The sequence below is a fragment of the Microbacterium jepli genome (genome assembly GCF_047237905.1).
Classification (GTDB): domain Bacteria; phylum Actinomycetota; class Actinomycetes; order Actinomycetales; family Microbacteriaceae; genus Microbacterium.
In genome coordinates this window covers 1786004-1805459 of sequence record NZ_JBDFLW010000005.1, presented here as the reverse complement: position 1 = coordinate 1805459, position 19456 = coordinate 1786004, and the positions used below count along the sequence as shown (strand labels likewise).

Annotated in this window: 22 protein-coding genes, 2 tRNA genes and 1 pseudogene; 11 read left to right on the top strand and 14 right to left on the bottom strand. The window is 70.8% G+C overall.

The genetic code is table 11. The annotated features are described in order from the left end of the window. The first annotated feature begins 23 nt into the window (after positions 1-23). From ABC304_RS12825 to ABC304_RS12815, 3 genes and pseudogenes are all read left to right on the top strand, one after another. Positions 24-1085: a mechanosensitive ion channel family protein gene (locus tag ABC304_RS12825; RefSeq protein WP_412931182.1), complete on the top strand. Its 1062-nt coding sequence runs from the start codon at positions 24-26 to the stop codon at positions 1083-1085. Positions 1086-1114: 29 nt separating this feature from the next. Beyond that, positions 1115-1573 (top strand): globin, encoded by a 459-nt coding sequence (locus ABC304_RS12820; protein ID WP_412932939.1) that lies wholly within the window; start codon positions 1115-1117, stop codon positions 1571-1573. Between the two features lie 42 nt (positions 1574-1615). Beyond that, positions 1616-3289 (top strand): annotated as a pseudogene (locus ABC304_RS12815) (FAD-binding dehydrogenase). Between the two features lie 52 nt (positions 3290-3341). Here ABC304_RS12815 and ABC304_RS12810 read toward each other — a convergent pair. Then, positions 3342-4022, bottom strand: coding sequence for a DUF8185 domain-containing protein (locus ABC304_RS12810; protein ID WP_412931180.1), 681 nt, complete (start codon positions 4020-4022; stop codon positions 3342-3344). A gap of 57 nt (positions 4023-4079) precedes the next feature. Between ABC304_RS12810 and ABC304_RS12805 the strand changes: the two genes are divergently transcribed. Continuing rightward, positions 4080-4973 carry an acyl-CoA thioesterase gene (locus ABC304_RS12805; protein ID WP_412931178.1) on the top strand — a complete coding sequence of 298 codons (894 nt, stop codon included), beginning with the start codon at positions 4080-4082 and terminating at the stop codon, positions 4971-4973. A gap of 7 nt (positions 4974-4980) precedes the next feature. Here ABC304_RS12805 and ABC304_RS12800 read toward each other — a convergent pair whose 3' ends face one another. The 4 genes from ABC304_RS12800 to ssb all read right to left on the bottom strand — a co-directional run bounded on the left by ABC304_RS12800 (position 4981) and on the right by ssb (position 8430). Beyond that, entirely contained in the window at positions 4981-5496 is a 516-nt protein-coding gene (locus ABC304_RS12800; protein ID WP_412931176.1) for an acyl-CoA thioesterase, read from the bottom strand. Beyond that, positions 5489-7171, bottom strand: coding sequence for an energy-dependent translational throttle protein EttA (gene ettA / locus ABC304_RS12795; protein WP_412931174.1), 1683 nt, complete (start codon positions 7169-7171; stop codon positions 5489-5491). The genes ABC304_RS12800 and ettA overlap by 8 nt, the downstream gene beginning before the upstream one ends. A 102-nt stretch (positions 7172-7273) precedes the next feature. Next, a complete protein-coding gene (locus ABC304_RS12790; protein WP_412931172.1) occupies positions 7274-7849 on the bottom strand; it encodes a DUF6993 domain-containing protein in 576 nt (191 codons plus the stop codon). Positions 7850-7920: 71 nt separating this feature from the next. Then, positions 7921-8430: a single-stranded DNA-binding protein gene (ssb, locus tag ABC304_RS12785; RefSeq protein WP_412931170.1), complete on the bottom strand. Its 510-nt coding sequence runs from the start codon at positions 8428-8430 to the stop codon at positions 7921-7923. A 264-nt stretch (positions 8431-8694) separates the two neighbouring features. On the opposite strand from ssb, the gene ABC304_RS12780 reads away from it, so the two are divergent. Continuing rightward, the gene (locus ABC304_RS12780) at positions 8695-9009 is read left to right on the top strand and encodes a hypothetical protein (RefSeq protein ID WP_412931169.1); all 315 of its coding nucleotides are present in this window, start codon (positions 8695-8697) and stop codon (positions 9007-9009) included. Positions 9010-9242: 233 nt separating this feature from the next. Here ABC304_RS12780 and yczR read toward each other — a convergent pair whose 3' ends face one another. Beyond that, positions 9243-10667, bottom strand: a complete 1425-nt coding sequence (yczR, locus tag ABC304_RS12775; protein WP_412931168.1) for a MocR-like transcription factor YczR — start codon at positions 10665-10667, stop codon at positions 9243-9245. Between the two features lie 61 nt (positions 10668-10728). Between yczR and yczE the strand changes: the two genes are divergently transcribed. Beyond that, positions 10729-11337, top strand: a complete 609-nt coding sequence (yczE, locus tag ABC304_RS12770) for a membrane protein YczE (protein WP_412931166.1) — start codon at positions 10729-10731, stop codon at positions 11335-11337. Positions 11338-11352: 15 nt separating this feature from the next. On the opposite strand, the gene ABC304_RS12765 is transcribed toward yczE, so the two are convergent. Both ABC304_RS12765 and ABC304_RS12760 read right to left on the bottom strand, forming a co-directional pair. Continuing rightward, entirely contained in the window at positions 11353-11565 is a 213-nt protein-coding gene (locus ABC304_RS12765; protein WP_127095601.1) for a methyltransferase, read from the bottom strand. Positions 11566-11643: 78 nt separating this feature from the next. Next, positions 11644-11716, bottom strand: a tRNA-Arg gene (locus ABC304_RS12760). 97 nt (positions 11717-11813) lie between these two features. Here ABC304_RS12760 and orn point away from each other — a divergent pair. From orn to ABC304_RS12735, 5 genes are all read left to right on the top strand, one after another. Then, on the top strand, positions 11814-12440 hold the full coding sequence (orn, locus tag ABC304_RS12755; RefSeq protein ID WP_127095602.1) for an oligoribonuclease: 627 nt from the start codon (positions 11814-11816) through the stop codon (positions 12438-12440). Between the two features lie 39 nt (positions 12441-12479). Continuing rightward, positions 12480-12555: transfer RNA gene (locus ABC304_RS12750), tRNA-His, on the top strand. A 112-nt stretch (positions 12556-12667) separates the two neighbouring features. Continuing rightward, the gene (locus ABC304_RS12745; protein ID WP_412931163.1) at positions 12668-13015 is read left to right on the top strand and encodes a metallopeptidase family protein; all 348 of its coding nucleotides are present in this window, start codon (positions 12668-12670) and stop codon (positions 13013-13015) included. Then, on the top strand, positions 13006-13311 hold the full coding sequence (gene clpS / locus ABC304_RS12740; RefSeq protein ID WP_412931162.1) for an ATP-dependent Clp protease adapter ClpS: 306 nt from the start codon (positions 13006-13008) through the stop codon (positions 13309-13311). The genes ABC304_RS12745 and clpS overlap by 10 nt, the downstream gene beginning before the upstream one ends. Then, positions 13308-13814 carry a DUF2017 family protein gene (locus ABC304_RS12735; RefSeq protein WP_412931160.1) on the top strand — a complete coding sequence of 169 codons (507 nt, stop codon included), beginning with the start codon at positions 13308-13310 and terminating at the stop codon, positions 13812-13814. The genes clpS and ABC304_RS12735 overlap by 4 nt, the downstream gene beginning before the upstream one ends. 19 nt (positions 13815-13833) lie before the next feature. Here ABC304_RS12735 and ABC304_RS12730 read toward each other — a convergent pair whose 3' ends face one another. From ABC304_RS12730 to gatC, 6 genes are read right to left on the bottom strand one after another with little or no spacing between them, the layout of a single operon-like run. Continuing rightward, positions 13834-14427, bottom strand: a complete 594-nt coding sequence (locus ABC304_RS12730; protein WP_412931158.1) for a nucleoside/nucleotide kinase family protein — start codon at positions 14425-14427, stop codon at positions 13834-13836. Further along, positions 14402-14722 carry a hypothetical protein gene (locus ABC304_RS12725; RefSeq protein WP_127095606.1) on the bottom strand — a complete coding sequence of 107 codons (321 nt, stop codon included), beginning with the start codon at positions 14720-14722 and terminating at the stop codon, positions 14402-14404. The genes ABC304_RS12730 and ABC304_RS12725 overlap by 26 nt, the downstream gene beginning before the upstream one ends. A 53-nt stretch (positions 14723-14775) precedes the next feature. After that, a complete protein-coding gene (locus ABC304_RS12720) occupies positions 14776-16035 on the bottom strand; it encodes a DNA polymerase IV (protein WP_412931156.1) in 1260 nt (419 codons plus the stop codon). Positions 16036-16079: 44 nt separating this feature from the next. Continuing rightward, positions 16080-17579 (bottom strand): Asp-tRNA(Asn)/Glu-tRNA(Gln) amidotransferase subunit GatB, encoded by a 1500-nt coding sequence (gene gatB, locus ABC304_RS12715; RefSeq protein WP_412931155.1) that lies wholly within the window; start codon positions 17577-17579, stop codon positions 16080-16082. Beyond that, positions 17579-19105, bottom strand: a complete 1527-nt coding sequence (gene gatA / locus ABC304_RS12710; RefSeq protein WP_412931153.1) for an Asp-tRNA(Asn)/Glu-tRNA(Gln) amidotransferase subunit GatA — start codon at positions 19103-19105, stop codon at positions 17579-17581. The genes gatB and gatA overlap by 1 nt, the downstream gene beginning before the upstream one ends. Beyond that, a complete protein-coding gene (gene gatC, locus ABC304_RS12705) occupies positions 19102-19401 on the bottom strand; it encodes an Asp-tRNA(Asn)/Glu-tRNA(Gln) amidotransferase subunit GatC (protein ID WP_412931151.1) in 300 nt (99 codons plus the stop codon). The genes gatA and gatC overlap by 4 nt, the downstream gene beginning before the upstream one ends. Positions 19402-19456: the final 55 nt, after the last annotated feature.

Here is a 19456-nt window from a genome sequence, read left to right as displayed (position 1 = left end):
GGGGCCTCGGTAGGATCTGGGCGATGCCTGATTTCACGAACCCCGAGTGGTGGGCCCAGGTGGGCCGGTTCTTCGCGTCGGTCGGCTGGAACCTGCTCGCGGTCGCCGGCATCATCGTCGGCGCGATGATCGTGGCCTGGATCTTCCAGCGCATGATCGCCCGCATCGTCACGCGGATCGTCTCGGGCGCCAAGGACAAGGCGAACGTCGACGACACGATGGCGCTCGACCGCTCCCCCCTCGCCGCCGTGCGACTGGTCCAGCGCACGCGCACGCTCGGGTCGATCCTGCGCAACATCGTCAACGTGTCGATCGTCGTCATCGCGGCGCTGATGATCGTCAACATCCTCGCGCCGACCGCGCTCGGCTCTCTCACCCTCCTGACCGCGGCCGTGGGCGCGGGCCTCGGCTTCGGTGCGCAGAACATCGTGAAGGACATCCTCAACGGCATCTTCATCGTGGCCGAGGACCAGATCGGCATCGGCGACGTCGTCGATCTGGGCCTCGCGACCGGGATCGTGGAGTACGTGAGCGTCCGCGTGACGCACGTGCGCGACGTCAACGGCACGCTCTGGTTCGTGCGCAACGGCGAGATCCTCCGCATCGGCAACATGTCGCTCGGCTGGTCCCGCGTCATCATCGACCTCGCGGTGCCCGCCGACGCGGACATCCCCGAGGTGGAGGGGGCCATGCTCGAGGCCGCCCGCGGCCTCGCGAAGGACTCCAAGTGGCGCACCCGCATCCTGGAGGCGCCCGAGGTCTGGGGGCTGGAGTCGGTGTCCGGCGACGCCCTCGTCATCCGCCTCGTGATGAAGACGCGGGCCGGCGCCAAGGACGATGTCGCCCGCGAGCTGCGCATGCGGCTCAAGAACGCCATCGACGGCCTCGGACTCACCCTCCCGCAGCTGAACTCGATCATGCTCACCGGCCTCGAGGGCGCGAGCCGCGTGCGCGGCGCCAACCCACCCAAGACCAAGCCGACCCAGATCGCCCCTCAGGCAGCCGCCGGCGCCGTGTGGAAGCCGAAGAAGAAGAACCGGGGCGCGGCGCATCCCGCTCCGGCACCGGAGGACGAGACCCCGTGACCGACGAAGCCGCGATCGATCCGGCCAGCATGTACGAGCAGATGGGCGGGCGCGCCGCGTTCGTCCGGCTCGTCGACGTCTTCTACGCCGGTGTCGCCACCGATGACGTGCTGCGTCCGATGTACCCCGAGGAGGACCTCGGCCCAGCCAAGGAGCGACTCACCGGGTTCCTCGAGCAGTACTGGGGCGGACCGACGACGTACAGCCAGCAGCGCGGCCACCCACGCCTGCGGATGCGCCACATGCCCTTCCACGTCGACCCGGAGGCTCGGGACCGCTGGCTGCTCCACATGCGGGCCGGGGTCGACGACCTCGCCCTCCCGCCGCTGCTGGAGGCGACGCTCTGGGACTACCTCGAGCGCGCCGCGCACGCGATGGTCAACACCTTCGAGTCCCGGGGCATCGGTCCGCAGTCGGGCGGTCGCGACGACGCGGCGGCAGCGGCGTCCCTCCCCCTCACCATCCGCCGCGCGCCGGACGTCCCCTGACTCGAGCGGCCCGCTGAGCCCCTGCGCGACGAAGGAGTCGTCATGAGCATCACCCCGACACCCGGCATCCACGCCGACGTCCTCGTCATCGGCTGGGGGCTCGCGGGCCTCGTCGCGGCCGCGGAGGCCGCCGCCGCCGGCAGACAGGTCGTCATCATCGACCAGGAGTCGCGCGGCAACCTCGGCGGGCAGGCGTGGTGGTCGTTCGGCGGTCTTTTCCTGATCGATTCGCCCGAGCAGCGCCGAATGGGCGTGCGCGATTCCCTCGACCTCGCGCGACAGGACTGGCAGGGCACCGCGACCTTCGACCGACCCGAGGATCACTGGCCGCGGCTGTGGTCGGAGGCCTACCTGGCGTTCGCCGCCGGCGAGAAGCGCTCCTGGATGCGCGAGCGCGGCGTGCGGTTCTTCCCCGTGGTGGGCTGGGCGGAGCGCGGCGGCTACACCGCGACGGGTCCGGGCAACAGCGTTCCGCGGTTCCACATCGTGTGGGGCACCGGTCCGGGCATCGTGGCGCCGTTCCTCGCGGAGGTCGAGCGCGGGGAGGCGGAGGGGCGTGTCCGCATCCTCCCCCGCCATCGCGTGACCGCCCTCACGGTGTCCGACGGCGCGGTGACCGGAGCCTCCGGCGACGTCCTGGCGCCCACGGTCGCCGCCCGCGGTGTCGAGAGCAGCCGTGAGGTCGTGGGCGGCTTCGAGATCACGGCGGGCGCCACGGTCGTCGCCTCGGGCGGCATCGGCGGCAATCACGAGATGGTCCGGTCGCAGTGGCCCGCCCGCCTCGGCGCCCCGCCCGCCACCATGCTCGCGGGGGTCCCGGCCTACGTCGACGGCTCGATGCAGCCCGTCACCGCGCGCACCGGCGCGCGTCTCATCAACGGCGACCGCATGTGGCAGTACGTCGAGGGCATCCGCAACACCGATCCGATCTGGCCCGCCCACGGCATCCGGATCCTTCCCGGACCGTCCTCGCTGTGGCTGGACGCCACGGGCCGCCGCCTGCCCGTTCCCCTGTTCCCCGGGTTCGACACCCTCGGCACGCTCGCGCACCTGCGGGCGAGCGGACACGATCACTCGTAGTTCGTGCTCTCGCAGAGGATCGTCGAGAAGGAGTTCACGCTCTCCGGCAGCGAGCAGAACCCCGACCTGACCGGCAAGGACGTGCGCCTGCTCCTGCGCTCGCGTCTGGGCCGCGGCGCCGCCGGACCCGTGCAGGCGTTCCTCGATCGCGGAGAGGACTTCGTCGTCCGCTCCGACCTCGACGGCCTCATCGAGGGCATGCGCGCGCTGCCGGGCGGAGAGGCGCTCGATGCAGAGCGCGTGCGCGCAGAGGTGGTCGCGCGCGACCGCGAGATCGGCAACCCGTTCACGAAGGACGCCCAGATCGCGATGCTGCGCTCGGCGCGCGCCTTCCACGGTGACCGTCTGATCCGCACGGCGGCACCGCACCGCCTTCTCGATCCGTCCGCGGGGCCGCTGATCGCCGTGAAGCTGCACGTGGTGACGCGGAAGTCGCTGGGCGGCATCGAGACCGACCTGCAGGGGCGGGCTCTCGGCGCCGACGGCGCGCCGGTGCCTGGGCTGTACGCCGCCGGCGAGGCGAGCGGCTTCGGCGGCGGAGGGGTGCACGGCTACCGTGCGCTGGAGGGCACGTTCCTGGGCGGCTGCCTGTTCTCCGGTCGCGTCGCGGGCCGAGCGGCGGCGGCGGCCGTCTGAGGCGGGGGTTCGGCGATGGCGGGCGCGGGAGGACCCCTGATCGGCGCGGCGGTCAGGCGGCCGGCGGACGCCCGGTGGTACGCACCTGCGTGAGACCGGCGCGCACCGGACGGCGCACGATGATGTGGCCGCGCGTGAGTGACAGCCGCGTCCAGGCCCCGGAGGTCAGCACGCGAGCCGACTCCTGCCCGACGATGAACCCGAGGGCGAAGGCGGCGAAGGCGGCACCGCGCGGAAGGTCGGCGATCGCGGCATCCGACTCGCCCCACACGGCCGCGCGCACCGTGTGCACGATATCCTCGCCGGCGTCGGCGGGCATCGCCTCGGCGACCGCGGCGATCCCCCACTGCGCGCGGGCGGCCAGTTCCGACGCCTCGATCTCGGTCGCTGCGGTCCAGCCGGTGCGGGGCGCGGAGATGCCGGCCCACATCGCCGAGAGGGCCGTCTCGGGCAGCAGCACCGCCCGGTCATCCTGCGGATCGCGGAGCAGAGCGGATGCCTCGACCACGAGATCGCATTCGAGTTCCGGGTCGACGGGCAGAGCTCGCAGGGCGAGGATCGTGGGCGTCGGATCCATGAGGGTCTTGGGTGCGAGCGGCGCCGACGACATCGCCAGAGTGCCGCCACGGGCCTGCAGCCGCACGGCGCCGTCGCCCAGTCGTGCCGTGCGTCCGGCGAAGGTGAGGGCGTCGACGACGGCGTCGGCATCGGGGAACAGGATGCGTTCGGCCATCCGCCTAAACTACCAAGCGCGGCATCGGCCGCCGGAACGGGAGACGCTGTGAGCTCGATGGACCACGCCACCGCCGAGGCCGCCGACTCCCTCGCACCCCTGCTCGGAGTGCTCGACCTGTCCGGCTCGCAGGCACGCACCACCGAGGACATCTTCACGGGCGAGAGCCAGCCGATGCCCACGGGCCGCATCTACGGCGGCCAGGTGCTGGCGCAGTCGATCGTGGCGGCGTCGCGCACGCTGCCCGAGGGCCGTGCGCCGCATTCCATGCACGGGTACTTCCTCCGCCCCGGTGATGCGACCCGCGGGCTCACCTTCTCCGTCGACCGGATCCACGACGGGCGGTCGTTCTCGACCCGCCGCACGCAGGCCTTTCAGGACGGCGTGCCGATCTTCTCGATGATCGCGTCCTTCCAGGACGAGGATCCGGGGCTCGAGCATCAGGGCGCCATGCCCGAGGGCATCCCCGGCCCCGACGGTGTCCGCGATTCGACCGACGTGCTGCGCGACGCGCCGTCGTCGGCGTGGCGTCTCATGCGCAACAGCCCCGTCGACGTCCGCCACGTCACCTCGCCGGTGTACGTGAGCGTCGAGGGCGAGCGGGTGCCGGCCCAGGCGGTGTGGCTGCGCGTGAGGGGCCTGCTGCCCGACGACCCGGCGATCCACCGCGCGGCGCTCGCCTACCTCAGCGACCTCACGATCCAGGAGCCGGTGCTGCGCGCGCACGGCGTGGCCTGGGCGACGCCCGGACTCAAGGTCGCGAGCCTCGACCACGCCATGTGGTGGCATCGCGCGGGCCGGGTGGACGAGTGGATGCTGTACGTGCAGGAGTCTCCGAGCGCACGGGGTGGCCGCGGGCTGTCCACCGGTCGGATCTTCAGCCGCGACGGCGTGCTCCTGGCGAGCGTCGCCCAGGAGATCACGGTGCGGGTGCCGGCAGGCTCGGCCTGACCCGCGCTCAGCGCCGGTGGCCGTAGACGATCGGTGCGCCGACGAACGGCTCCCACGCGGCCCGCTCCTCGGCGGTGATGCGGGTCGGCCTGCCCGTGGCGGCATCGACCTTCACCAGCACCGCCGTCGAGCGCGCGTACACGATCTGCTCCTCGCCCGGCGCGGTCGTCTGCACCGGGCCGCGCACCTCGTAGCAGACCTCGACGCTGGAGCCGCCGAGGGCGCCGAACCAGAGCTGCACGTCGAGCGGATGCCGCTGGTACGGCACCGGCGCGAGGTACTCGATCTCCTGGCGGGCGATGAGCGTCAGGATGCCGCTGTGCATGCCGGAGTCGAGCACGGCGGTCGGCGGAGCATCCTCCCCCTCGCCCGGAAGCCAGAAGGCGCGTACGCGCGCCTCCTCGAGCAGCTTGAGCATCGAGGTGTTGTTGACGTGATTGAACGCGTCGAGGTCGCCCCAGCGGAGGTGGATCGGCACGTGGACGCGCCGCTCCTCCCCCGTCGGAGCCGGCTCGTCAGTCACGCGTGAGCTTGCGGTAGGTCGAGCGGTGCGGGTTGGCCGCGTCGGCGCCGAGGCGCTCGATCTTGTTCTGCTCGTACGCCTCGAAGTTGCCCTCGAACCAGTACCAGTTCGCGGGGTCCTCCTCGGTGCCCTCGTAGGCGAGGATGTGCGTGGCGATGCGGTCGAGGAACCACCGGTCGTGCGTGATGACCACGGCGCAGCCCGGGAACTCGAGGAGCGCGTTCTCGAGGCTGCCGAGCGTCTCGACGTCCAGGTCGTTCGTGGGCTCGTCGAGCAGCAGGAGGTTTCCTCCTTGCTTGAGCGTGAGCGCGAGGTTCAGACGGTTGCGCTCACCACCCGACAGGACGCCGGCCTTCTTCTGCTGGTCGGGCCCCTTGAAGCCGAACTGGGAGACGTAGGCGCGGGACGGGATCTCGACCTTGCCGACCTGGATCCAGTCCAGGCCGTCCGAGACGACCTCCCACAGGTTCTTGTTCGGGTCGATCCCGCCGCGGCTCTGGTCGACGTAGGAGATGTCGACGGTCTCGCCGATCTTGACCTCTCCCCCGTCGGCGGGCTCGAGTCCGACGATCGTCTTGAAGAGCGTCGTCTTGCCGACGCCGTTGGGGCCGATGATGCCGACGATGCCGTTGCGCGGCAGCGAGAACGAGAGGTCCTCGATGAGGACCCGCTCGCCGAATCCCTTGCGGAGCTTCTTCGTCTCGAGCACCTGCTGTCCGAGGCGCGGCCCCGGCGGGATCTGGATCTCCTCGAAGTCGAGCTTCCTCGTGCGCTCGGCCTCCGCTGCCATTTCCTCGTAGCGAGCGAGACGCGACTTGGACTTGGTCTGACGGCCCTTCGCGTTGCTGCGGACCCACTCGAGCTCGGACGCGAGGCGCTTGGCCAGCTTGGCGTCCTTCTTGCCCTGGACCTGCAGACGCTCCTGCTTCTTCTCGAGGTACGTCGAGTAGTTGCCCTCGTACGGGTAGAGGCGGCCGCGGTCGACCTCACAGATCCACTCGGCCACGTGGTCGAGGAAGTACCGGTCGTGCGTCACGGCCAGCACGGCGCCGGCGTACTTCGCGAGGTGCTGCTCGAGCCACTGCACGCTCTCGGCGTCGAGGTGGTTTGTGGGCTCGTCGAGCAGCAGGAGGTCGGGCTTCTGCAGCAGCAGCTTGCAGAGCGCGACGCGACGCTTCTCACCACCGGAGAGGTGGGAGACGATGGCGTCCGGCGGCGGGGTCCGCAGAGCGTCCATCGCCTGCTCGAGCTGCGAGTCGAGGTCCCACGCGTCCGCCGCGTCGATCTCCTCCTGCAGGGTCCCCATCTCCGCCAGGAGCGTGTCGAAATCCGCGTCGGGATCCGCCATCAGTCCGGAGATCTCGTTGAAGCGGTTCAGCTTGCGCATGATGGGCCCGACGCCCTGCTGCACGTTCTCCAGGACGGTCTGGTCCTCGTCGAGCTCGGGCTCCTGCATGAGGATGCCCACGGAGTAGCCCGCGCTCAGCTTCGCGTCGCCGTTGCTGGGCTGGTCGAGCCCGGCCATGATCTTGAGGATCGTCGACTTTCCGGCACCGTTCGGACCGACCACGCCGATCTTCGCTCCGGGGAGGAACGACATCGTCACGTCGTCGAGGATCACTTTGTCGCCCACGGCTTTGCGCGCGCGGACCATCTGATAGATGTACTCAGCCATATCCGCTCCAGTCTACGCGGCGGCGCCCCGCTCGCCTTCCGGCGCCTGCAGGCGCGGAACGCGGTGCCGGCGCTCCCTCGGCGGTGCCGCCCCGCGCGGCGGTCACCAGTCGATGGCGCGCGTCTCCCCGAGGAGGCATCCACCTGACGGCAGTCCCGGCAGCACAGCGGTGACGGGGTTCGGCGTGGTCGGCCCGACCTGACCGGTCAGGCACTCGTCGCCCCAGCGCACCGCGAACTGGATCGCCTCGGCCGGGTTGCCGATCGTGGTGGAGTCCTGGGTCACCTGCATCGCGGCCTTATCGAAGCCCGCTGCGGTGAGGGCATCGATGTAGGTGCGCCCCGTCACGGGCGCGCCGTCCGCCCAGACGGCGCCGACGACCGAGGTGAACAGCGGAAGGTTGTCGACGGCGGACCCGGTCGGGACAAGTCCCGGGGGCGCTGTCGGGTCGGTCGTCGCCGGCGCCGCCGCCGTCGGAGACGGCGATCCGCCTGCACCGCTCGGTGCCGACGCGGTCGGCGACGGGTCGGAGGGGCCGGCTGTGCACCCGGTCACGATAACGGCGACGACCGTCCCGATGAGCAGAGGTGACGTCGAGCGACGCACCCGCGCCTTCACCCGCATCGGCGGGACTTCGGTGCCCCGACGCGGATCGGGAACACGGGTTCGACGAAGCACGGGCCGAGTCTACGGCGGACGCGCCGGCGGCTCCCGTCAGGCGCCCCGTGACCGGATCCTCGCCCGCCGACTCAGAACGGCGTGGGCAGTGGCTCCTGCGCCGCCGAGCGCTCATCGGCGTCCGTCCAGTGCTCCGGCGCGTTCTCCGACAGTCCATCGGGGCCGTCACCGCCGGGAACGGCCCAGTCGTCGGTGCGTGCGGCGTCGGCCGCACCACCCTCTCCGGAGGTGCGGCTCTTCTCGTACGCCGTGGTTCCCCAGCGCAGATCGTGTCCGATCGCATCCGCCTCGATCTCCGCGGTGAGTCCCTTCTTCGTGCCGTTGTCCCATTCCCGGAGGCGCAGGCGCCCGGTCAGAAGGACGCGGTGTCCCTTCTGCAGCGACTTGTACGCGTGGTCGGCGAGGCCTCGGAACATCGAGACCGTGTACCAGTTGGTGGCTCCGTCCACCCAGGCGTTCGTGCTGCGGTCGAAGCGCCGCTGGGTGCAGGCCAGACGGAAGCTGGTGACGGCCCCGGCCGATGTCTGCTTGAGGTCGGGCTCGGTCGCGATGTTGCCGGTGACCGTGATGACGTCGCTCATGGTGTTTCCTCTCTCCGCTCGGAGACCCTCTCCGAGATGCGCCGGCATCCGGGTGCCCACCGGACGCCGGCGCATCTCCAGGGTGCGTGTGGGCGCGCCGCGATTGTGGCCGCGCTTGGTCATCGGTTCACCACTGTCGTTGCGGCGGCCCTGTGGAGGAACGGCGTAGGCATGAATCACCCGATCGGGTCGGCGTTTCGCCGGCGAAATGGGAATGTCGGAGGTCGAATCTATGTTCTATCCAGCAGACGAGAGGAAGACATCATGCGCACATCATCGACAACCCCGGACCGTACCCTCGCCGCGCCGTACGAGCGCTCCTCTCCGACACTCGACGTGGCAGAGGTCGTCGCCACAGCGGCGCGACGCGCGCTCCTCACCGCCGTCAGGGCGGCCCCCGGCCTCTGGAGGATCATCGGACGAGACGGCCGGGTCGTCGGACACATCCGCGCAACGGGTCAGGGGGCGACATTGCGCTACGGCGCGCTGCGATACCAGCCGCTGTCGCGGGCGTTCCGCGATCTCGGTGACTTCTGGTCGTGCGAGCAGGCGCTCGACACCCTGCGACTGTCACGCTAGGGCGCGCGGCGATCAGCAGGCACCGGCGCCGCCTGTCCATTCGCGACCTTGACGCCAGGGGGAGACGCCTCGATGAGACGCGACGGCGAGAAGCCTCGCTGGACGCGACGGCGAGACTGCTAGACGCCACGCCGGCGAGACTCCTGGGCGAAATTTTCGGCGAAGTGCATCGGTGCCGCCCTCACCTCGGCGGCATGCTCACTGCGGCGACGCGGTGCCCGCGACGACTCGACTCAGACGACGGCCTCGAGGCGCGGCGCGGTCGCGACGGGTGCGGCTCGCCGGACGCGTTCCCACGACGCGGCCAGGATCTCGGCGCTGCGCTCCAGGTCCTCCGGCGCAGCGGTGAACGGGATCCTCAGGTGTCGGTCGTGTCCGCCGTCCACGGAGAAACGGGGGCCCGCCGACAGGAGCAGGCCGCGAGAACGCGCCTCCATCACGACAGCCGAGCTGAGCGGCTCGTCCAGTCCCACCCAGAGCGACACCCCGCCGTGGACCTGGGGCACCGACCACTCGGGCAGCTCCCGCCCCAAGGCGGCGACGAGGGCGTCACGGCCCTGACGGAGCACGTGCGAGCGCTGCGCGACGATCTCGGGCATCCGGGGGAAGAGCTCGGTCACGATGGACTGCTCGAATTCCGGCGTGCCGAGGTCGTGGGTGGAGCGGGCTGCGGCGAGACGGCGGATGAGGGCGCCGTCAGCGCGGATCCAGCCGACCCGGAGTCCTCCCCACACCGTCTTCCCGACGGATCCGATGCGCACCACCGTCGACGGGTCGTCCGACACCAGCGCCGCGGGGTCGTCCGGCCGGTCGATGTCGAGCTCGGCGGTGGTCTCGTCGACCACGAGCGTGCAGCCGACGCGCTCTGCGCCGGCCACGAAGGCCACGCGCTCCTCGCCGCTCATGGAGCGGCCCGTCGGGTTCTGGAAGTCGGGCATGAGGTAGGCCATCACGGGGAGGGCGCGGGAGAACGCCTGCTCCGCACGATCGAGATCCCAGCCGTCGGCGGTGGTGACCGGCACGCCGACGAGGCGGGCGCCGGCCTGCCGCAGCGCATCCGCGGCATGGGGGTAGGTCGGCGTCTCCACCAGGACGCGGTCGCCGCGGCTCAGCAGCACGCCGGCCAGGAGATGGATGGCGGCCTGCGCCCCGGTCGTGATGAGGACCTGGTCGGCCGACGTCGGGATGCCCCGCCGATCGTACTCGGCCGCGATGGCCGCCCGCAGCTCCGGCCGGCCGACCACGTCGTACCCCACCCGCGAGACGAGCGACGCGGCGGAACCCGCCACCCCGGCGATCACCCCGGCCAGACCGGGCCACGCGGGCGGGCTGGCCTGCTGGAGGTCGATGGTGCCGGCGTCGGCATCCACCCGGCCGGGCTCCCGGCGCCCGAGCGGAAGCGTCACGCTCCCGGAGCCGCGCGTGCTCTCGATGTGGCCGGTGTCGCGCAGGCTGCGGTAGGCCGCCGCCACGGTGGTGCGGCTGACTTCGAGCATCGCGGCGAGCTCGCGCTCGGCGGGCAGCGCCGTGCGGGGTGCGAGCCGGTTGTCGAGGCACAGCAGGCGGATGCCGTCGGCCAGAGCCTCGTAGGCGGGCTCCCGCGTGCGCCATCCGCCCAGGGAGAGTGCGAGCATCCGGGCTGAGATACGGGAGTCCACCGGTCCAGGGTAGCCGAATTGGACTGGCGTACTACAGCCAATCGTGCGATTGGATGTACCCATGACCCGCCGCGTCCTCCAGCTCCTCATCGGACTCCTCCTCTACGGCACGGGCTGCGCCCTGACCGTCGAGGCGGGCCTCGGCGTGGATCCGTGGACAGTGTTCGCTCAGGGTGTCTCGATCCACACGGGCGTGGGCATCGGCTGGATCACGAACATCATCGGTTTCCTCGTGCTGCTGGTGTGGATACCGCTCCGCCAGAAGCCCGGCCTCGGTACGATCGCGAACATCCTCCTGGTGGGCACCACCATGCAGATCGTTCTGACCCTGATCCCGCCCGTCGAGGGCCTCGTCGCCCAGCTGCTGGTGCTGGTGGCGGGCATCCTGCTCGTGGCCGCGGCATCCGGTCTCTACATCGGCGCGCACTTCGGACCCGGGCCTCGTGACGGACTGATGACCGGCATGCATGCCCGGCTCGGCTGGCCGGTGTGGCTCTGCCGCCTCACCGTCGAGGCCACCGTGCTTCTGCTCGGCTGGCTGCTGGGCGGCACCGTCGGCATCGGCACGGTGCTGTTCGCCGTGGCCATCGGCCCGCTCGTGCACCTGGCGCTGCCGCTGCTCGACGCACGCCGCCCCACGGCGCGCCGACAGGTCGTCAGCGCGGTCTGACCATCCGGCCGGGGTTCAGTGCTGGCGGAACTCGGGCCAATCGCTGTTCGGCTTCATGTGCGAACGGAGCGCGCTCTTGGCGATGTCCATCGACGGGTAGGTGCCGGTCACCTCGTCGGCACCGGCCATCGTCACCGTGTAACCGTCGCCGTCTTTGCGGATCGAGCCGACGACACCGCCGGTGCCGTAGGCCACCCACAGGGCCTGAGGGGTTTCGGTCGTGCTCATGGTCGCACTCCTTCCGATGAAGCGAACGCTACGCTCCGGCGCGGAGTTCGCCAACCCCCTCGACGGGAGGTCCCGGGGTGCCCCCGGCTGGACTCGAACCAGCAACCGTCGGATTAGAAGGCCGATGCTCTATCCATTGAGCTACGAAGGCGGACACATCAAGGCTACCGCGTGAGTGCACGGCCGCCCATGCCGCGGTCGTCCCGGCCCGCGGGGCCGCTGTCCTCCCCCGTCGATAGACTGACGACATGGTGGGGGCTTCTGAAAACGACCGGCTCGTGTGGATCGACTGCGAGATGACCGGGCTCGACCTGGCCGTCGACGAGATCGTCGAGATCGCGGTGATCGTCACCGACTTCGAGCTGCGTCCTCTCGACCCCGGCTTCCAGATCGTCGTCAAGCCCGATGCCTCGGCTCTGGCGAACATGGGCGACTTCGTCACCGAGATGCACCGCACTTCCGGGCTCCTCGAGGAGATCCCGAACGGCGTCAGCGTCGCCGAGGCCGAGTTCCTCGCCCTCGAGTACATCCAGCGGTTCGCGCCGCTCGAGGGCAAGGCGCCGCTGGCAGGCAACACCATCGGCACCGACCGGATGTTCCTGGCCAAGTACATGCCGCGCATCGACCGGTGGCTGCACTATCGCAACATCGACGTGTCGAGCGTCAAGGAGCTGTCTCGCCGCTGGTACCCGCGCGCCTACATCCACGCACCCGCGAAGGACGGAGGCCACCGCGCACTCGCCGACATCCGCGAGTCGATCCGCGAGATGGCGTACTACCGCGAGGCGGTGTTCGTGCCGCAGCCCGGCCCCACCAGTGACTCCGCGCGCACCGTCGCAGCCTCCGTCGTGTCGTCGTACGCGGCGGACGTGTAATACAATCGAGGGGTTGACCGCGCGAGCGGATCGGCGATGGTGGGTATAGCTCAGTTGGTAGAGCGCGGCCTTGTGGTGGCCGATGTCGCGGGTTCGAGCCCCGTTACTCACCCCAGTCAGAGCGCGGAAGTCGCCGCGAATTCGGTCCGGTGCCTCCGTCCGTGTCGACGTGAATCCGCGGGCCCCATCGTCAGTCAGCCCGCCTCGCGATCAGGGAGGCGACGCTGATGGAGATGGATGCAGCATCCTTCGAGTCCCTCGTGATCGCCGAGCTCGACGCACTCCCCGACGACATGATCGACGGCCTCGACAACGTCGTCTTCGTCGTGGAGGACCGGCCCGAGGACGGCAGCCTCGACCTGCTCGGTCTCTACGACGGCTGGGCGCTCACCGAGCGCGACAGATACGGCGTGGGCGAGCTGCCCGACCGCGTGATCGTCTACCGCGAGCCGCACCTCGCCGTGTGCGACGACGAGGACGAGCTGCGCGACGAGATCCACACGACGCTCGTGCACGAGATCGCCCATTTCTACGGCATCGACGACGAGCGTCTCCACGAACTCGGATGGGCCTGATGTCCGCCGCCGTCCTCCCCGCGCCCGATCTCGACATCGAGGACGCCGTCGTCCGGGCGCCCTCGCCCCCGTGGGAGACGGTCGTCTGGAACGACCCCGTCAACCTCATGAACTACGTCGTGCACGTCTTCCGCGAGTACTTCGGCTACTCCCTCGAGGAGGCGACACGGCTGATGCTCGCGGTACACCACGACGGAAAGGCGATCGTGGCCCAGGGGGCGCGGGAGCAGATGGAGCTGCACGCGCAGGCGATGCACGACTACGGCCTGTGGGCCACCGTGAGGAGAAGCGGATGACCGAGGGATCGCGCCTGGTGGTGCTGGAGATGACGCGCATCGAGGCGACGCATCTCGCCGGCCTCGTCGGCCAGTTCGTCGAGCTGCTCGAGGACGACGTCGAGGGGGCGCGTACGGACGACCCTGCGGTGGCCCGCCTGGTGCCGCCCGCCTACGCCGACGACGAGGAGGCGGCGCGGGAGTTCCGCTCGCTGACCGAGGACGACCTGCTGTCGCGGCGTGCGGCGGACGCGCATGCGGTGCTGTCGTCGCTCGGCCCCGAGATCACCGACGAGGATGCCGACCTGTCGATGGCGACCGTGACCGACGTCATCACCATCCCGCTCGATCCCGATGGCGTGAGGTCGTGGCTGCGCACCCTCGCCGCGGTGCGGCTCGTGCTGGCGTCGCGACTCGGCATCGCGGATGACGACGATCATTCCGACGACGATCCGCGCTTCGGCATCTACGACTGGCTCGGCTTCCGCCTCGACGGTCTGGTCCGGGCCGCGACCGAGTACTGAGGCCCGGCGGGCCGACGCCTCAGGGGATGGAGAGCACGAGCGTCGCATGCTGCGCCGGCTCGTCGCGCGACAGATGCCGCTCCTCCTGCTCGGCCCACCGCTCCCAGTGCGGACGGTAGGTGTCGCCGTCCCGGTCGAGTGCCCGCCGTCGCCGCGACGCGGTCGGCGAGTCGAGCCACACGCGCACGTCACTGAGGCGCGCGGTCACGGGCGTGAGGATGCCGGAGCCCTCCATGATGAGCGGAAGGGACGGATCGACGGCATGCGCCTCGGCGGGCTCCTCCGCCGTCCAATCCCATCGCTGCCACACGCCGATGAGCCCTCGCGCATGCGGGACAAGGATCTGGCGGCGCGCCGTCTCGACGCCGTCCGCCAGACCGTCCCAGCCCGGGTAGATCGAGTCGAGCGCGACGAGCTGCACCCGTCCGCGGATGGGCCACCGGGCGACGAGGTCCTGCGCGATGGTGCTCTTGCCCGCGCCGCTGCGGCCGTCGATCAGGACGACGGGATTGGACGCCTCCACCGCGACGACCGCATCCAGGATGCGGGCGACGGCGACGGCGCGTGCGGCGGCGACCGGGTCGGAGCTACTTCTTGAGGGCGCGGATGACACGGCTGAGCGCGCGACCGGCCACCCAGACGAAGGGGATGCCGACAGCCAGGACCGACACGATGTTCGGCTCGAACCGGAGGTCGTCGCCACGACGGATGTACGCGCCGAGCGGGAGGGCGTAACCGCCGCCGCCGCCACCGCCGTTGCCCTGCTCGTCGGAGCCGCCGCCGAAGCCGGACCACGTCAGCGCCACCGGGATGATCCGGATGCCGTCGACGTCCTCCTGCTGGCCGTAGGCGCTCTGGACGCCGAGGGAGGCGGACTGCTTGCCGAGTTCGAGTGCGATGTTGGGCATGGTTCCACGCTAGTGCCCGTGGCCGGGGATGCCCAGGGTCGCGGGCAGACCCGTCACTCGAAAGTTCGCGGTGCGGGGTTCATGGGGACGGCGGTGATCGCGCGACCGCGACCCAGGAGAGCCGCCCGCGTCACTGCACTCGTGCCGAAGCGGGCCGTCGCGTCATCCATCGCGCCGTCGAGCTTCTTCCACTCCTCATCGTCATCCCAGAGGGCCATCGCGTCACCGCCGGCGGGCTGCAGCTTCTCGGCGCGCACGCCGATGAGCCGGACGGGCTGCCGGTGGTCGACGGCGTCGAAGAGCTCGTGCGCGACGTCTCCGATGCGCTGGCTGACGGCCGAGGCGGCCTCGAGGGTCTGCGAACGGGTGATGGTGGTGAAGTCCGCGTACCGGATCTTGATCGACACCGTCGCCGCCTCCCACCCGTGACGGCGGAGACGGGCGCCCACACGGTCGGACAGTCGCCGCAGCTCGGCGCGCAGCACCGCCGGGTCGGCGATGTCCTCGTGGAACGTCTCCTCGTGACCCACGCTCTTCTCGACGTGCGTCGTCGTCACCTCGCGCGCGTCGAGCCCGCGCGACAGGTGCCACACCCGTTCGCCGCCGGCACGGCCGAGAGCCCGCTCGAGCACCTCGCGCGGGGCTTCTCTGATGTCGGCGATCGTGCGGATGCCGCGCGCCTCCAGCGACTCGGCGGCCTTCGGTCCCACGCCCCACATCGCCCGGACCGGACGGGGCCCGAGGAAGTCGAGCGTGTCGGCCGCCGCGACGATGAGCAGTCCGTCGGGCTTGCTGATGGTGGAGGCCATTTTGGCGACGTGCTTGGTTGCGGCGACGCCGATACTGCACACCAGCCCGGTCTCGGTCAGCACGCGGCTCCGCACCTGTCGCGCGATCGCGCCCGGGGTGCCCCACAGCCGCCGGGCGCCGCGCACGTCGAGGAAGGCCTCGTCGATCGACAGCGGCTCCACGAGGGGGGTGAACGACCGGAAGATCTCCATGACCTGCGCCGACACGGTCGTGTAGCGCTCGAACCGCGGCGAGACCACTATCGCCTGCGGGCACAGGCGCAGCGCCTGCGATACGGGCATCGCGGAGCGCACGCCGAAGCGCCGGGCCTCGTAGGAGGCGCTCGAGACGACCGAGCGCCCCTCCGGAGCCCCGATGATGATCGGCTTGCCCTTCAGCGTCGGATCGTCGAGCACCGCCACCGACGCGTAGAACGCATCCATGTCGACGTGCAGGATGCCGGTGCCGGTGTCATCGGCGTCGTCGGGCGAGACGATGCGTCCCATGCCGTCGCCGCGCCCCATGAGTCCATCCTCTCGCGCACCTCCGACATCCGGCCGGTGAGGTGCTACTGCGCTGCGCGCTCCAGAACCAGCTCGCGCACCCGGGCTGCGTCGGCCTGACCACGCATCGCCTTCATGACCGCGCCGATGACCGCGCCCGCTGCCTGCACCTTGCCGTCGCGGATCTTGGCCAACACGTCGGGCTGCGCGGCGAGGGCCTCGTCGATCGCCGCGATCAGCGCGCCGTCGTCGGAGACGACGGCGAGACCGCGGGCGTCGATGACCTCCTGCGCGGAGCCCTCCCCCGCGGCGATGCCCTCGAGCACCTGGCGGGCGAGCTTGTCCGTCAGCGTCCCGGCGTCCACGAGAGACTGCAGGTCCGCGACGTCCTGCGGCGAGACCAGGTCGGAGGCTTCGCGTTCCTGCGCGTTCGCAAGTCGGGTGAGCTCACCCGTCCACCACTTGCGGGCGGCGGCGGGAGATGTGCCCAGGGCGACCGTGGCTTCGACCTCGGCGAGCAGCCCGCCGTTGGCGACGTCCTGGAACTCGAGGTCGGTGAAGCCCCAGCTGTCCTTGAGCCTGCGGCGGCGCACGGCCGGAGGCTCCGGCAGCTCGTCCCGCAGCTGCTCGATGAGCTCCGGCGCGGGCACGACGGGCAGCAGGTCGGGCTCAGGGAAGTAGCGGTAGTCGTCGGCGTCGGACTTCGGCCGACCGGGCGACGTCGTACCGGTGTCCTCGTGCCAGTGGCGCGTCTCCTGCGTGATGGAGCCGCCGGCGGCCAGGATGGCGGCCTGGCGCTGGATCTCGTAGCGCACGGCGCGCTCGACCGAGCGCATGGAGTTGACGTTCTTCGTCTCCGTGCGCGTTCCCAGCTTCTCCTGGCCGCGGGGACGCAGAGAGACGTTCGCGTCGCAGCGCAGGTTGCCGCGCTCCATCTTCGCGTCGGAGATGCCGAGCGCGAGCACGATGTCGCGGATGGTCTGGACGTAGGCCTTCGCGATCTCGGGAGCGCGGTGCTCGGCGCCGTAGATCGGCTTGGTGACGATCTCGACGAGCGGAACCCCAGCGCGGTTGTAGTCGACGAGCGAGTATTCGGCGCCCTGGATGCGGCCCGTCGCGCCTCCCACGTGGGTCAGCTTGCCGGCATCCTCCTCCATGTGCGCCCGCTCGATCGGCACGGTCACGATGGTGCCGTCGGAGAGCTCGACATCGACGGAGCCTTCGAAGGCGATGGGCTCGTCGTACTGCGAGATCTGATAGTTCTTGCCGAGGTCGGGATAGAAGTAGTTCTTCCGCGCGAACCGGCTCGACGGGGCGATCGAGCACCCGAGGGCCAGGCCGAGCGAGATCGAGTAGCGCACCGCCCGCTCGTTGACGACGGGTAGCGAACCGGGCAGACCGAGGTCGACGGGCGCGAGGTCGGTGTTCGGCTCGCGGCCGAAGGAGTTCGGCGCGGACGAGAACATCTTGGTCTTGGTGTTCAGCTCGACATGCACCTCGAAGCCCAGCACGGGCTCGTACCGTTCGAGGGCCTCTTCGAACGAGAGGATCTTCTCCTTGGCCATCAGCGGTTCCCTTCGTTCGATCCGGACGCCGCCAGCGCGGGGGCGCGGTCGAGGAGGGGCGCGCCCCACGAGTCGACCAGCAGCGTCTCCAGCGCGGCGCCCACCCGGTAGAGCCGTGCGTCCTCACGGACGGGGGCGAGGAACTGGATGCCGACGGGCAGGCCGTCCTCGTCGGCGAGACCCGACGGGATCGAGATGCCGGGGACCCCGGCGAGGTTGGCCGGGATGGTCGTCACGTCGTTGAGGTACATCTGCAGCGGGTCGCCCAGCTGCTCGCCGAGACGGAAGGCGGTCGTCGGAGCGGACGGGGTCGCAATCACGTCGACCTTCTCGAAGGCCGCGTCGAAGTCACGCTGGATGAGGGTGCGCACCTTCTGCGCCGAGCCGTAGTAGGCGTCGTAGTAGCCGGCGGACAGGGCGTACGTGCCGAGGATGATGCGGCGCTTCACCTCGTCGCCGAAGCCTGCATCGCGGGTGGCGGCCATCACGTCTTCGACGGTGCCGCCCGAGGCCGAGCGCATGCCGAAGCGCACCGAGTCGAACTTGGCGAGGTTGCTGGAGGCCTCGGCGGGCAGGATCAGGTAGTACGCGGCGACGCCGTACTCGAAGTGCGGCGCGGAGATCTCGACGATCTCGGCGCCCTGCGCCTCGAGCATCGCCAGCGCGGCGCGGAACGACGTGGACACGCCCGGCTGGAAGCCGCTGTCGTCGAGCTCCGAGATGACGCCGACGCGCAGTCCCTTCAGCACGTCGCCGCGGGCGCCGTCACGCGCGGCCTCGGCGAACGAGGGCCAGGCGTCGGTGAGCGAGGTCGAGTCGCGGTGGTCGTGTCCGCCGATGACGTCGTGGAGCAGGCCCGCGTCGAGCACCGTGCGCGTGACGGGGCCGACCTGGTCGAGCGACGAGGCCAGCGCGATGGCGCCGTAGCGGCTCACCCCGCCGTAGGTGGGCTTGACGCCCACCGTGCCGGTGACGTGCGCCGGCTGGCGGATCGAGCCGCCGGTGTCGGAGCCGAGCGCGAGGGGCGCCTCGAAGGCCGCGACAGCGGCCGCCGATCCACCGCCGGAGCCGCCGGGGATGCGGTCGAGGTCCCAGGGGTTGCGGGTCGGCCCGTACGCGGAGTGCTCGGTGGAGGAGCCCATGGCGAACTCGTCCATGTTGGTCTTCCCCAGGGGCACGAGCCCGGCCGCGCGCGAGCGCGCCACGACGGTGGCGTCGAACGGCGACATGTAGCCCTCGAGGATGCGGGAGCCGCTCGTGGAGGGCATGTCGGTCGTCACGAGGACGTCCTTGATGGCGAGGGGAACGCCGGCCAGCGGGCCGAGCTGATCGCCGGCGGCACGCCGGCGATCGATGTCGGTCGCGGCATCCATCGCGTGCGCGTTGACGTGCAGGAACGCGTGGACATCGCCGTCGACGGCGGCGATGCGGTCGAGATGCGCCCGGGTCGCCTCCGCGCTGGAGATGTCACCGGCGGCGAGGGCGGAGGCCAGATCGGCCGCGGTCAGGCGGGTGAGGTCGCTCACTGCTCCTCCCCCAGGATCGCGGTGACGCGGAATCGTCCGTCCGCCTGATCGGGCGCGTTGCTCAGCGCCTCGGCCTGGGTCAGCGTCTCGCCGACCTCATCGGGGCGGAAGACGTTCTCCAGCGGGACGGGGTGGCTGGTGGCGGGCACCTCCGGGGTGGCCACCTCCGACACCTTCGCGATGTTGCCGACGATGGCGTCGAGCTCTCCGGTGAGGCGCTCGACCTCCTCGTCGCTCAGCTGGATCCTGGCGAGCACACCGAGATGGCGCACGAGATCGGGGGTGATTTCAGACACTCCCCCATTCTACGGGGGACTCTCCGGGCTCCCCCGGTCGGCGGTCGACGCGTCC